At 63.0% G+C, this 11,819-nt stretch carries 14 protein-coding genes; 5 read left to right on the top strand and 9 right to left on the bottom strand.

The features are described from left to right. Positions 1 to 158 precede the first annotated feature (158 nt). The 3 genes from C1O66_RS15960 to C1O66_RS15950 all read left to right on the top strand — a co-directional run bounded on the left by C1O66_RS15960 (position 159) and on the right by C1O66_RS15950 (position 2,765). Positions 159 to 1,658: an OmpP1/FadL family transporter gene (locus C1O66_RS15960; RefSeq protein WP_102768789.1), complete on the top strand. Its 1,500-nt coding sequence runs from the start codon at positions 159 to 161 to the stop codon at positions 1,656 to 1,658. A gap of 199 nt (positions 1,659 to 1,857) precedes the next feature. Continuing rightward, entirely contained in the window at positions 1,858 to 2,094 is a 237-nt protein-coding gene (locus C1O66_RS15955; RefSeq protein ID WP_102768788.1) for a hypothetical protein, read from the top strand. A 71-nt stretch (positions 2,095 to 2,165) separates the two neighbouring features. Next, positions 2,166 to 2,765, top strand: coding sequence for a cob(I)yrinic acid a,c-diamide adenosyltransferase (locus C1O66_RS15950; protein WP_102768787.1), 600 nt, complete (start codon positions 2,166 to 2,168; stop codon positions 2,763 to 2,765). An 8-nt stretch (positions 2,766 to 2,773) separates the two neighbouring features. Here the strand turns inward: C1O66_RS15950 and C1O66_RS15945 are convergent, their stop codons facing one another. Then, a complete protein-coding gene (locus C1O66_RS15945) occupies positions 2,774 to 3,760 on the bottom strand; it encodes a helix-turn-helix transcriptional regulator (RefSeq protein WP_102768786.1) in 987 nt (328 codons plus the stop codon). Between the two features lie 103 nt (positions 3,761 to 3,863). Between C1O66_RS15945 and C1O66_RS15940 the strand changes: the two genes are divergently transcribed. Beyond that, positions 3,864 to 5,018, top strand: coding sequence for a hypothetical protein (locus C1O66_RS15940; RefSeq protein ID WP_102768785.1), 1,155 nt, complete (start codon positions 3,864 to 3,866; stop codon positions 5,016 to 5,018). A 23-nt stretch (positions 5,019 to 5,041) separates the two neighbouring features. Here C1O66_RS15940 and C1O66_RS15935 read toward each other — a convergent pair whose 3' ends face one another. The 6 genes from C1O66_RS15935 to C1O66_RS15910 all read right to left on the bottom strand — a co-directional run bounded on the left by C1O66_RS15935 (position 5,042) and on the right by C1O66_RS15910 (position 8,194). Beyond that, positions 5,042 to 5,263 (bottom strand): hypothetical protein, encoded by a 222-nt coding sequence (locus C1O66_RS15935; RefSeq protein WP_133155244.1) that lies wholly within the window; start codon positions 5,261 to 5,263, stop codon positions 5,042 to 5,044. Positions 5,264 to 5,289: 26 nt separating this feature from the next. Then, positions 5,290 to 5,760 (bottom strand): PIN domain-containing protein, encoded by a 471-nt coding sequence (locus C1O66_RS15930; protein ID WP_102768783.1) that lies wholly within the window; start codon positions 5,758 to 5,760, stop codon positions 5,290 to 5,292. Positions 5,761 to 5,780: 20 nt separating this feature from the next. After that, positions 5,781 to 6,278, bottom strand: coding sequence for an AbrB/MazE/SpoVT family DNA-binding domain-containing protein (locus C1O66_RS24445; protein ID WP_243392825.1), 498 nt, complete (start codon positions 6,276 to 6,278; stop codon positions 5,781 to 5,783). Positions 6,279 to 6,498: 220 nt separating this feature from the next. Continuing rightward, complete coding sequence (locus C1O66_RS15920) at positions 6,499 to 7,017, bottom strand: GNAT family N-acetyltransferase (protein WP_102768782.1); 519 nt, start codon at positions 7,015 to 7,017, stop codon at positions 6,499 to 6,501. A gap of 173 nt (positions 7,018 to 7,190) precedes the next feature. Beyond that, positions 7,191 to 7,874: a 3'-5' exonuclease gene (locus C1O66_RS15915; RefSeq protein WP_102768781.1), complete on the bottom strand. Its 684-nt coding sequence runs from the start codon at positions 7,872 to 7,874 to the stop codon at positions 7,191 to 7,193. After that, positions 7,871 to 8,194 (bottom strand): nucleotide pyrophosphohydrolase, encoded by a 324-nt coding sequence (locus C1O66_RS15910; RefSeq protein WP_102768780.1) that lies wholly within the window; start codon positions 8,192 to 8,194, stop codon positions 7,871 to 7,873. The genes C1O66_RS15915 and C1O66_RS15910 overlap by 4 nt, the downstream gene beginning before the upstream one ends. A 533-nt stretch (positions 8,195 to 8,727) precedes the next feature. On the opposite strand from C1O66_RS15910, the gene C1O66_RS15905 reads away from it, so the two are divergent. Continuing rightward, positions 8,728 to 9,876, top strand: coding sequence for an SGNH/GDSL hydrolase family protein (locus C1O66_RS15905; RefSeq protein ID WP_102768779.1), 1,149 nt, complete (start codon positions 8,728 to 8,730; stop codon positions 9,874 to 9,876). A 107-nt stretch (positions 9,877 to 9,983) separates the two neighbouring features. Here C1O66_RS15905 and queE read toward each other — a convergent pair whose 3' ends face one another. Together queE and C1O66_RS15895 are read right to left on the bottom strand one after the other, a co-directional pair. Beyond that, positions 9,984 to 10,619: a 7-carboxy-7-deazaguanine synthase gene (gene queE / locus C1O66_RS15900; RefSeq protein ID WP_102768778.1), complete on the bottom strand. Its 636-nt coding sequence runs from the start codon at positions 10,617 to 10,619 to the stop codon at positions 9,984 to 9,986. Between the two features lie 33 nt (positions 10,620 to 10,652). Continuing rightward, a complete protein-coding gene (locus C1O66_RS15895; protein WP_102768777.1) occupies positions 10,653 to 11,759 on the bottom strand; it encodes a 6-carboxytetrahydropterin synthase in 1,107 nt (368 codons plus the stop codon). Positions 11,760 to 11,819: the final 60 nt, after the last annotated feature.

Raw genomic sequence — 11,819 nt, 5'->3', positions numbered from 1 at the left:
GTACGTATTTGCACGAAGTTGTCTCCAATGTGACTACCGTCCGTGGGTAGATCGCTCTAATTCGCTATCTGCGCGGGCGCTAATTTGTAGCCCCAGGCTATCATCAAAATGGTAAAAAGCCCATCAAAAGGGCGTACCACGACAACACTGGAGACATTATGAAATTCAAGCTTTCCGCGCTTGGCATGGCCGTCATCGGCGGCCTGTGCGCCCAATCCGCCCTGGCCTCCGGCTACCACTTCGGCTCGCAATCGGCCTCGGCCCAAGGCACGGCGAACGCCAACACCGCGGAAGCTTCGGACGCTTCGGTGCTGTTCTACAACCCGGCCGGCATGACCCGCCTGGACGGCACGCAAGCCTCCGGTGTTCTCAACGTGGTCCTGCCCAAGGGCACGTTCGAAGACCAAGGCAGCATCACCAGCTTTGGCCTGCCCACCAAGGGTGGCAACGGCGGCAAGTTCGTGCACACCACCGCCGTGCCCCATGCCTACCTGACCCACAAGCTGAACGCAGACACCTCGATCGGCATGGCCTTCTTCGTGCCCTTCGGCTCCAAGAGCGAGTACGACAAAGACTGGGCCGGCCGCTACAACAGCATCGGTACCGAGCTCAAGACCATCGCCCTGAACCCCTCGATCGCCTTCAAGGTCAATGAAAAGCTGAGTGTGGGTGCAGGCCTGACCGCGCAGTACATCGAAGGCAATCTGGCCAAGGGTGCGGACTTCGGCTCCGGTGCACTGGCCCTGATCATCGAACAGCAGGTCGCGGCCAACTCTGCCCCCGGCGTGCCGGTCGATATGGTGCGTGCGGCCGTCATCAACCGCCTCGGTGGTCTGATCAAAGCCGCTTCCGGCAACCCGCTGTACTCCGGTGGCGTGGAAGTGGAAGGCAAGGATTGGGGCCTGGGCTTCAATCTGGGTCTGATGTATTCGCCCAACCAAGACACCCGTTTTGGCATCGCCTACCGCTCCAAGATTGCGCACAAGCTCAAGGGCGAAGCCGTCTGGAACGTGGCCACCCCGGCAGCCAACCTGGCCACGCTGCTGAACGGCGCCCTGCCCGGCGCTGGCACCACGGTGCAGCAACGTCTGGTCGGCCTCTACACCAACAGCGACGCCAGCCTGAAGGTCGACACGCCCGAGTCGCTGTCACTGTCCTTCTTCAAACAGCAGGACAAGTTGGCCGTGATGGGTGATGTGACCCTGACCCGCCACTCGCGTTTCAGCGAACTGCGCATCGATTTCGCCAACAACCTGCCGGATTCGCTGACCCCGGAGAACTGGATCAACACCATCCGCGGCTCCTTCGGTCTGAACTATCAGTGGAGCGACGACCTGAAGCTGCGCGCCGGCATCGCCTACGACCAAAGCCCGGTCAAGGCCACGACCCGCACCCCTTCGATTCCTGACAATGACCGCACCTGGATCTCCGGTGGCCTGAACTGGAAGCTGGACAGCAAGAACTCCATCGACTTCGCCCTGAGCTTCATCCGTGTGGCCCCGAGCCAGATCGATATGTACGACAACGGTGCCCAGGTCAACGCCGCGGGCTCCGCCGTCTGCAATCCGTCCGGCAACACCTCCAGCTGCGCCACCATCAAGGGCCGCTACAAGCTGAACTCGGCCCTGCTGGGTCTGCAGTACAACCGCCAGTTCTGACGCGATACCGCTCACGCGGCGCCTCGGCCTGCCAAAGCCACCGGCTCACCCCGGTGGCTTTTTTCTTGCCTCCTGCAAACAAACACGGGCGAAACAAGGGCTGACTGTCAAAGCCGTGGACGACAGCGCCAGGCCGTGACACCATGGGCGTATCGGCTGCTCTGCCGATGTTTGTCAGTTCGATGGAGGCTTGAACACCATGGCTGATCTCTCGACCCTGCTGATCTTGCTGGCTTTGCTGCTGGCTCTGGTGGGTGCTTTGCGGCTGGATCTCTTGCGCCTGGCCGTGAAAAACCTGTTGCAGACGCTCATGCCCGAAGCCAAACCCTTGCGTGACGACCCCGGCTTGAAAGTCAGTGCGCCCGCCGAGCCACCGCGCCACGCACAAATGGCCGGCCACAAGCCGGCTTTCCATCGCAGCGGCCGTCGCCACTGAAGCCACCGGGCCATTGAACTTGGGGCAAGATGCCGGCTTCTTCACAGACCACGCCGGACCCGGCAAGCCCCATGGCCAATCGACTTTCCAATATTGCCACCCGCACCGGTGACGACGGCAGCACCGGCCTCGGCGATGGCAGCCGCGTGCCCAAGGATCACCTGCGCGTGCAGGCCATGGGCGATGTGGACGAGCTCAATTCCAACCTCGGGGTGCTGCTGGCCGAGCCCCTGCCCGAGGATGTGCGTGAGCTGCTGGTGACCATCCAGCACGAGCTGTTCAATCTCGGCGGCGAGCTGTGCATGCCCGGCTACGAGTTGCTCAAGGAAGGCGCCGTGCTGCGCCTGGACCAGGCCCTGGCCCATTACAACGCCGCCCTGCCCCGGCTCAAGGAGTTCATCCTGCCGGCCGGCACGCGCAGCGCCGCCATCGCTCACGTCTGCCGCACCGTGGCCCGCCGCGCCGAGCGCGCCGTGGTCACCCTGGCCGCCTCGGAGACCATCAACGCCGCGCCGCGCCAGTACCTGAACCGCCTGTCCGACCTGCTCTTCGTGCTGGCCCGCGTGCTCAACCGTGCCAACCTGGACGGCCTGGGCGGCGACGACATCTACTGGCACAGCGAGCGCCTGGCCCGCCTGGATCAGGACGAAACACCGAGCTCCGACGCCTGAGGCTTGCCTCAGGCAGCCAAAGCATCGACCGCCCCGCGCAAGCGCTTGGCATACGCCGTGCGCAAGCTGGCCGGCCCCAGGACGTCGACCTGGCCGGCATGGCGCAACAAGTCCATCAAGAGCTCGGTGGCATCGACATAGGGCACCTCCAGGCGCCAGCGCCCGTCGTCCAGCCACTCACTGCGCTGGCTCGGGTGCCATTCCTCCTTGCTCACCCATTGCGCGGCCTCGGCGCTGAACAGCAGCTGGGCTTGCTGGGCCTGGGCGCCGGCAAATATGCCGTAACCCTGATCCAGCTCCGCCTCCAACTGCTTGAGCGGCACGGCCTTGGCGCGCTCTGACAGCAACTCAACGCCCTCCATGGCATCGAGCGCAAAGCGGCGAAAGCCCTCGCTGTCATGGCACCAGGCATCGAGATACCAGGTGTTGCGGTAATGAACCAGGCGCTGGGGTGACACCGTGCGGCGGCGCAGCTGCCCCGCCCGACCACCCTGGCTGCGGCTGCGATAGCCCATGCTCAGGCGCTGGCGTTTGACCACGGCACTGCCCACGGTCTCAAAACACTCGGCCACCACGCGGCGGCGGGCCGTGCTGATCAGCTTGATGCGCTGGGTCAGCTCCTTGGCCTCGGCCTCATCCACACCCAGCATGCTGGTCAGCTTGTCGAACATGGGTTGCAGATGTCGGCTCAGGATGCCCTCTTCGTCCAGGCTGGACAGCATCTGGTGCATGGTCAGCAAGGCATGCAGCTCTTTCTCGCTGAACCAGACCCCTGGCAACTCGTGCTGGCGGCCCCGCCATTGCTGGCCGAAACGGTAGCCATTGGCGCTGGCGTCGTATTCGATGGGCGCGTCCATGCGCTCACGCAGGTACTGCAGATCACGCTTCAAGGTGGCCGGTGACACCTCCAGTGTCTCCAGCAAGCTGGCAAAACTGACGCATTCGCGGCTGCGAATCATCATCTCGATCTTGTAGAAACGCTCGGTGCGATCCATGCGATCTCCTGTTTTTCGGTAGCTCACGTCATGAGCCAGAGAGCCCAGACACTGTGCCACAAGGTCGCTCAAGTTCGTGGTGACCGGCACCAGGAGATTTCCCATGGCATCGATCGCAGCACGCACCCTCACCCCCGTGAACGCCAGCGCCACGCCGGGCGCCGCACGACAACAGGATCTGGCCTTCATCCACGTAAGCCCTGCCACTTCAAGCCCGGAAGGGCAAGACCTGACCCCAAACTCGCCGCTGCCGGCCCACCAGGCCCTGGGCCAGGCGCTCGGCTGGGACTATGCCCACCACGGCCTGACCCCGCCGGTCGAGCACCTCTACCCCAACTCGCCCTTGCGCCAGGGCTGGCTGGCCGGTGCCGCCACCTTCGGTGCTCGCACCCTGCCCGCCACCATCCACACCCAGCGCTGGCTGGCCCTGCGCAGCCATGCCTGGGCACGCGGCCGCAGCTTTGAGCTGGTGCAGCTGACGCCCAATTTCCTGCAGCAGATCGACTCGGCGTTCTGCCCCATCCTGCGCCAGGCGCTGAATGACAAGCCTGCCGATGCACTGCAAAAATCCATCGACCGCGTGCGTGACGATGCCGGCTATGCCGCCGGCAATCTGGTCAACCTGAGCCGACAAGCCAATGCCGCCAAGGCCAGCCATGATTGGCACAGTGCATCAGCCCTGGCGAGCAGCCTGCAACAGGGTCCGATCCGACAGACAGCGGGACTGGACGCCACACAATGGGCCCGCATCGCCACCCTGTGCAGTTTTGTCACCGCCCTGCCCCACGAGGAGGCTGCACGCATCCCGCTTCATGTCTTGCCACCCAACCGCTTGCGCCTGTTCAACCCCATCCAGGCCTTGCAAGCCCTGGTGACGCGCCAACTGGCGCGCCCCGGTTGGAGCCAGCGCCTGGCCCGCATCGAAGCCCTCCTGCCCAGCGACAAGCTGCGTGGTGACTTCAACCGCTTTGTGCTGGCCCTGGCCCCCCGTGTACTGGCCGTGAAGTCACTCGATCGCGAGGAGGACATCCGCTGGGCCCTCGAGGATGCATGGTCAGACTCGCTTCTGCAGCGACGTTGGACCCTGTTCGCCCTTCAACTGAGCCCGGCGCAAGCCGAAGCACTGGTGCAACGGGCGGCCGCCAAGAAGCTCAGCGCCCAGTATGTGCAAAGCCACTGCGAACACAGTGCCACCGAGGGTTGGGCCTTGGAATACCACGGCTACTGCCCGGCCGCCATCCGGCCGCGTCTGCACTGAACCTCAAGCCGTGATCGGGAGCCTCAGCCCGGCAGGCCCACAGTGAGCCGTTCCAGTTCCCCGGATTGATCCTGCAAAGCCACGTGGTAACCGCGCTCACCGAACCAGCTCGCCCATTGCCGGGCGAGTTGCTTGCTGGTGAGCCAGGGCCCGGATCGGTCGAGGCGCACACGATTGGCGCGCCGCTCGTAAAACACCACCCGCCACATACCGGTGGTCGGAGAACTTTGGTCGAATCGATTCATGATGCTGAGGCGCGCAGCCTAGCAGACTAACCCGTTACATCGTGTCCAGCAGATGACAGGCCGGCGAGAAACTCTTCGCCGCTCACGCCCTTCAAACCCGGGAGCTGACGGCGGCTGATCAAGCGCTGGCCGCGCAATCTCAGAGCCGGGTCACTGCACAACCACAGCTCGGCCTTGGCATGCTGCGACAAGGCCAGTTCCAGGGCGTGCGAAGCCTCGCGCGAACGTCGCCGATCCGCTTGCGCGGGTGGCCCCACCACCTCGGCGTAGGGCAGGAAATCAGCCAAAAGCTCCTGCTGCTGGACCTCGCTGAGCGCCAGGCGAGGAAAACGCAAGGCCGTGATCAAGGCCTGCGCCATCTCGGCATTGACCAAGGGCACACAAGCCCCGGACTGCCAAGCCTGACGCAGCGCCTGAGCGGCGTCATCGCTGCACAACAAGGCCTGCAGGAGCAGAGGCAGGTCCAGGACGACGCGGCGGGCCTGCACGGCTTTCATGGACCGCGTGCGGACCCGACTCACCGCTTCACCGCCTTGGTGCGCGCGAAGACTTTTTGCGCCGACACCGGCTTGGGGCTCGCCTGCTTGCGGGTGGCGCTGCGGGGTTTGGGCGCTGCTTTCGCGGTCTCAGTGGTTTTCACCGCTGCCGCCTTGCGTGTTTTTGCCGCCGCGTTTCTTGTTGCGATCGATTTCGCGGCACTCAATGGTTTTGCCAGCGTTTTTTTGACCGGAACCGTTTTTTGAGCTGCAGGCTTTTTTCCTCCGGAGGCTGCTTTTTTTCGAGCCGGGGTCTCGATGGTTTTGTCGGCCCAGCGCAGGGCGGACTCGATGGTTTTGGCGTCGATGTCGAGCTCGGCGAGTTTGGCGCGCAGCGCGTCGCCTCGCTGGATTCGCACGGGGGTCAGGATGATTTGGCCGGCTTGGGTGTGGACCTCGAAGTACTGCACGGGTCCCAGGGGCTGGGTCACGCTTTTCGGAAGCGTCAATTGATTCTTGGAAGTCAGCTTGGCCAGCACGTGTCGTCAATTCAGAAAGTAAGGGGGCATTACTTTACCCTCTCCTTGCTTTGACTTTGGCCCGTCGCCATCGAAAAACACACGCATCTCTTCAGCTGCAAGAATCCGCTTGAATGAAGCGCTAGGTCTTTCAAAAAAATGGACGAAAAAAAACCAGCAACCCGAAGGCCGCTGGTTGTCATGAGGCTGGAGAAGCTCAGGCGCCAAAGCGCCGATGCGCTCAGACCAGGGATCGATGCAAGCGCAGTTCTTCCAGACGAACGCCACCGACTTCGGTGGTCTTGGCGCTGCCCAGCTCGCGCTTGAAGCCGGCCAGGTCAAAGAAGCGCAAGGCACGTTCATTGCGCAGATAGGTCCACAGCGTGACCTTGGTGCAGCCTTCTTCTTGCAGGCCATCGCGGGCCGCATCCCACAAGGCCAAGCCCACGCCCTTGTCCCAATGGATGGGGTTCACATACATGGCCCAGATCTCGCCGGTGCTCGAAGGCGTGCCCTTGTCGCGCGAACGGTCGAAACCGACAAAGCCCATCAACTCGTTGTCGATATGAGCCACCACCACCTGGGGCTCGCACAGATCGATCGCTTCGCGCCAGAAGGCTTGGCGCTTCTGCACCGACAGGGCGTCCAGCACGGAATCGGGCAGCAGACCTTTGTAGGCGTCTTGCCAAGCCGCGACATGGATTTCTGCAATGCCCTTGGCATCACGCAGCGTGGCGGGGCGAACCTGAATACTCGACATACAAGAAAGAACTCAAAAGGAAACCAAGAACGAACCACTCCCGAAGTTCCGAACCACCAGCCGCCATCGGCTCAGACCGGGCGGCAAATGCTCTTGTGCGGGAACACGAAACGGAAGGGCGGTATTTTGCTTGCCATTGCGCGCCGGGCTGGCGCTTGACAGCGCGATATTTTCTAGGCCGAAAGAAGAAGGGCCTGCGCCCCCAGCCTGGCCTTGGCATGCGCTTGCACGGCGCGCTTCAGGGCCGTCTTGCTGCTGCGCTGCAGACAGGACAAGACCGCATGGTCCACCGCCAAAGGCCCCAGATCCGCGGCGAAACGCTCGGCCACGTCCTGCTTCATGCGCAAGAGCAGGTGGGCCGTGGTGCTGGCATCGGCCAGTGCACGGTGGGCCCGGCCCGAATCGGGCAGTTGGAAATGTCGCGCCAAGGTGCCGAGCTTGCAGTTGGGCGCATCGGCATAGAGACGGCGTGCCAGGAGCACGGTGCAGACAAACTCGTGTGCAGGATCCGGCTCGCAACCCGCCCAAGCCATCTCCGCCTGCCAGAAGCCGCGATCGAAGGAGGCGTTGTGGGCCACCAGAGGGCAGCCACGGGTGAACTGGGCCAGTTCGCGCATCACCTCAGCCGCCGGCGGGGCGTCGTCCAGCATGGCGTTGCTGATGCCAGTGAGTTGCTCGATGAAAGGAGGCACCCAGACGCCAGTGTGCATCAAGCTCTGAAAACGATCGACGATCTGACCACCCCGTACCAGCACAGCGGCAATCTCGGTGGCTCGGCCACCACTGCCAGGGCCCAGACCCGAGGTTTCAAAGTCGATGACGGCCACCGTCTCCACGCCTTTGCTGAACACGCTCATGCTTTGGCGGGCACCGGGTGCTTGATGGCATTGAGGGCCAGCTTGCGTTCGACAGCGGCGGCGATATCCACCGAACTTTGGTCGGCGATCTGCAGCAGGTAGAGCAGGACATCAGCGATCTCTTCGCCCAGATGCTGGTGCTTGGCGGGGTCTTGGGCAATGGCTTGGGATTCCTCGGGCGTCAGCCACTGAAAGATTTCCACCAGCTCAGCGGCTTCCACCACCAGGGCCATGGCCAGGTTCTTGGGGGTTTGATAGGGCTGCCAGTCGCGTTCGGCAGCAAAGCTGCGCAAGCGCTTTTGCAGGTCTTGGATGTCCATGGGATGCAAGTGTGGCATGCCCTCAGCCCGCTTCCAGCGCACTGTGCAGCTTCTGAAGAATCTCTCCCCTTCTCTTATTCATAGGTATTTCAATTTTTTAAGTTGGTAGTCTTAGTAGAGGGCGATCTTTTCTGTGGACAAGTGGTTTTTCATGAATGAGCTCAATGGTTTAGCTCACTTCAAACCATGTGGGTACGACCCGGGATTGAAGACTGCACAACCGACAACAAGTCCGGACTTTCCACTTTCCCTGTGGATAAACCCCTGCTTGTCCTTTTTTTATCCACAAGCTTGTGCCTTGACAGCCTGAAATCCACCGACGTCCTGTTTCCGACCGGCGACAACTTGTCCCGCGTGTGACAAGTTCCTGGAGGATTCACTCTAAATTCAGGTTTTTGGAGCGAATTCAGGCCTCGTTCTGGGGCAAACACGCAGAACCCCGGGCCAAGTTGGTGCCTAGAGTTCGCTTCAGCCCCAAGACGAGGCCCCGATCGGGGCCCGGCCTCCCTCTTCGCAAAAGCAAAGGTTGTCCCATGCAACAGTTTCAGAAGCTCCTCGTTCCGCTGGCTGCCGCCCTGGCCTTGAGTGCCTGCGGTGGCAATGGCGACCCGGTGCCCGACGCTCCCGCGCCGGCCAAGATCACGGCCGTCAAGGTCTTCGGTGACAGCCTGGCCGATTCCGGCACTTTTGGCTTCCGATTCACTGTGCAAGGCGCCGACACGCAGATCTATCCGGAACGCATTGCCGCCAGCATGGGCAGCAGCCTGTGCAATTACTACGCCTTCACCGGTACCACCTTCACCACCAACAGCAAGCCGGGTTGCAGCAACTACGCCATCGGTGGCGGTGTGATCAACCAGACCAATGCCTCCGATCCGCGCGGCATCGTGCTGCAGATGATCACCGCCTCTTTGTCCGGCCCCTACAAGGCTTCGGATCTGGCCCTGATCGATGGCGGTGGCAATGACGCCGCTGATCTGGTCGGCGCCTACCTCAAGGCTCCGACAGACAAGGCCGCTGCCTTCTCGACCCTGTTGGGCACGGTGCTGAGCGCCAGCCAGGTCACCACCATCGTGACCGGCGGTGCGGCCACCATGGCCACTGGCGGCGCCACTTACATGGAAGCCCTGGCCGACAAGTTTGCCGATGGCATTCAGAGCTATGTGCTGGGCAAGGGCGCGCAGCAGGTGGTCGTCCTGAACCTGCCCAGCATCACCATCACGCCGCGCTTCCAGCGCGTGCTGGATGGCATTGCCCTGGCCAGCGGTGGCGGCACCGCCGGTGCCACGGCTCGCGCTCAATCCGAAGCCTTGTTCAAGAGTTGGATCACGGCCTTCAACAAGCGTCTGGAGAGCCGCTTTGCCGGTGAAGCCCGGGTTGCCGTGGCCGACTTCTACAGCATGATGAACGACCAGTTCGCCGATCCGGCCAAGTACGGCCTCAGCAACGTCAAGACACCGGCCTGCCCGCAAACCGGCACCGGCGCCGATGGCCTGCCGACCTACACCTTCCCGACCTGCACGCAAACAGCGCTGTCGGCCAGCATCCCGGCCGGCGTCAGCGGTGGCGCCAACTGGTGGAAGACTTACGCTTTCTCGGATGGCTTCCATCCCACTCCGGCCGGTCATCAGCAGATCGCCGATCTGGTGAACCGCAGCCTGGCCGCCAAGGGCTGGAAGTAAAAGGAACGCGATTCAGCGAACCATGCACGGGCTCTTGTGGCCCGTGCGGACAAAAAAAGGGGAGCTTCAAGCTCCCCTTTTGTTCTTCATGCCTTTCGACCCGTACTTCACTCGATGCCGATGACCTTGTGCATCTGCACCGACATGCGCCATTGCGGGTGTTGCATGCAGTAGTCCACCACCTCGCGGGTGTGCTGGGTCTTGAGCACGCTGTCCAGCGGCTGCAGGAAGAAATGCTGGAAGTCCAGCCCTGCAAAACGTTCGGGCCGCGCCAGCGGCTGGGGGTAGACCAGCTTGAGCTCATGGCCGCGGGTCAGCACCAGTTCGGCATCGGCCTTGGGGCTGACGCAGATCCAGTCCAGGCCTTCGGGCGCCGGCTGCGTGCCGTTGGTCTCGACGGCGATCTCGAAGCCGCGCGCATGCAGAGCTTCGATCAGAGGCGTGTCGAGCTGCAGCAGGGGCTCCCCCCCGGTGCAGACGACATAAGGCTTTCCAGGCCGGTCTGCGGGCCAGCGCGAGGCAATCGCGTCGGCCAGGGCCTCGGCGGTGGCGAACTTGCCGCCGCCCTGGCCATCGGTACCGACGAAATCGGTGTCGCAGAAGTTGCAGACGGCGCGCGCGCGGTCTTCCTCGCGCCCGCTCCAGAGGTTGCAGCCGGCGAAGCGGCAGAACACCGAGGCCCGGCCCGCTTGTGCGCCCTCGCCTTGCAAGGTGTAGAAGATTTCTTTGACGGCGTAGGTCATGCGTGTGTGCTTGCTTCGTTCGCTTCGTGACGTTCAGACCGGGATCAGGTCCACTGCGGTGGCCACGCTGACGATGGAACCGCAGCCGCGGGTCTCGTACATGTCCACACGGTCCAGCTGCGGCAGGTCGACCCGGGCCTTGCCCAGCACCCAGGCCGCCAGGCTGGCGGTATCGCCATCGGGTAGATCGGCAATCTCGTAGAGCGGCCGGTGGTCGATGGCCTTGAAGATGGGGTCGAACAAGGTCTTCACATCGCCAAAGTCCACAGTCCAGCCCATCACCGCATCGAGCTCGGCGCTCAGGTGCAGGCGCAAGGTGTAGGTGTGGCCATGGATGGCGCGCAGCGGGCTGTCGGCCGGCGCGGCCTTGAGCTGGATGGCGCTGTCCAAGGTCAGCTCTTTCCAGATGCGGTAGTTCTGGCCGTCGAAGTTGGCGCCGCAGGAGCCCGTCTCGTAGACGGTCAGCCAACTCAGCTCGGGCAACAGCGGCTTCATGCGCGCCCACAGCCAGGCCGAGATCACCTCGCTGGTCGGGTTGCTCAGGCCCTCGATCTCGTTCAGGCAGTGGTAGTTCAGCTCGGCATGGAAGGGTGCCCAGACCTCGTCCAGATGGTCGTAGTCGATGCTGATGTCGCGCTCGCCCAGGTCCTGGTTGGCATGGACGATCACCTCGAAACCATGGCCGTGCATGCGGCCGCATTTGTGGCCCATCGGCACATTGGGCAGTTTGTGGGCCGCTTGAAAACGGTAGCGGCGCCAGACATGGGCCATGCCCTTGACGTCCAGATCGACCCCGCTGTGCTGGGTGCTCTGGATGCCCACTTGCTGAATGCCGGGCACGCCGAACTCATGCTCCAGGCGCAGGCGGATCCAGCGGGCGATGTTCTCGTCGGTGGGTTGTTCGATGGTCTGGTTCAGCAGGGCATGGTCCAGCGGCGCCACGCAGGCTTCCAGCCGGCGCCGCAGTTCTTCCACTTCGGCGCCTGGAAACGGCGCCCAGCCCGCGGGCAGCTGGGCTCGGATGGTGGCGAAATAGCTGTGCCCATGCAGGCCGCGGCTGCGGTGGCCCGAGGGCAGCGCCGGGATTTGGCAGGCCGACTCAAAGCCAGAGGAGGCGGAGTACAGGGTGTCGGTGTTCATCAAAGACTTCGCCTTGCAATATCAGTATGGTTTTTAGATTTTTAAGAATGGTAGTCGTAG

The sequence above is a fragment of the Paucibacter aquatile genome, from assembly GCF_002885975.1.
GTDB classification, from domain to species: domain Bacteria; phylum Pseudomonadota; class Gammaproteobacteria; order Burkholderiales; family Burkholderiaceae_C; genus Paucibacter_A; species Paucibacter_A aquatilis.
This window is presented reverse-complemented; position numbering and strand designations above follow the sequence as displayed.

Bases quoted from the DNA above. Each gene is read 5' to 3' on its own strand.
- C1O66_RS15960 (WP_102768789.1), top strand. From the start codon at position 159: ATGAAATTCAAGCTTTCCGCGCTTGGCATGGCCGTCATCGGCGGCCTG.
- C1O66_RS15955 (WP_102768788.1), top strand. From the start codon at position 1,858: ATGGCTGATCTCTCGACCCTGCTGATCTTGCTGGCTTTGCTGCTGGCT.
- C1O66_RS15950 (WP_102768787.1), top strand. From the start codon at position 2,166: ATGGCCAATCGACTTTCCAATATTGCCACCCGCACCGGTGACGACGGC.
- C1O66_RS15945 (WP_102768786.1), bottom strand. From the start codon at position 3,760: ATGGATCGCACCGAGCGTTTCTACAAGATCGAGATGATGATTCGCAGC.
- C1O66_RS15940 (WP_102768785.1), top strand. From the start codon at position 3,864: ATGGCATCGATCGCAGCACGCACCCTCACCCCCGTGAACGCCAGCGCC.
- C1O66_RS15935 (WP_133155244.1), bottom strand. From the start codon at position 5,263: ATGAATCGATTCGACCAAAGTTCTCCGACCACCGGTATGTGGCGGGTG.
- C1O66_RS15930 (WP_102768783.1), bottom strand. From the start codon at position 5,760: ATGAAAGCCGTGCAGGCCCGCCGCGTCGTCCTGGACCTGCCTCTGCTC.
- C1O66_RS15920 (WP_102768782.1), bottom strand. From the start codon at position 7,017: ATGTCGAGTATTCAGGTTCGCCCCGCCACGCTGCGTGATGCCAAGGGC.
- C1O66_RS15915 (WP_102768781.1), bottom strand. From the start codon at position 7,874: ATGAGCGTGTTCAGCAAAGGCGTGGAGACGGTGGCCGTCATCGACTTT.
- C1O66_RS15910 (WP_102768780.1), bottom strand. From the start codon at position 8,194: ATGGACATCCAAGACCTGCAAAAGCGCTTGCGCAGCTTTGCTGCCGAA.
- C1O66_RS15905 (WP_102768779.1), top strand. From the start codon at position 8,728: ATGCAACAGTTTCAGAAGCTCCTCGTTCCGCTGGCTGCCGCCCTGGCC.
- queE (WP_102768778.1), bottom strand. From the start codon at position 10,619: ATGACCTACGCCGTCAAAGAAATCTTCTACACCTTGCAAGGCGAGGGC.
- C1O66_RS15895 (WP_102768777.1), bottom strand. From the start codon at position 11,759: ATGAACACCGACACCCTGTACTCCGCCTCCTCTGGCTTTGAGTCGGCC.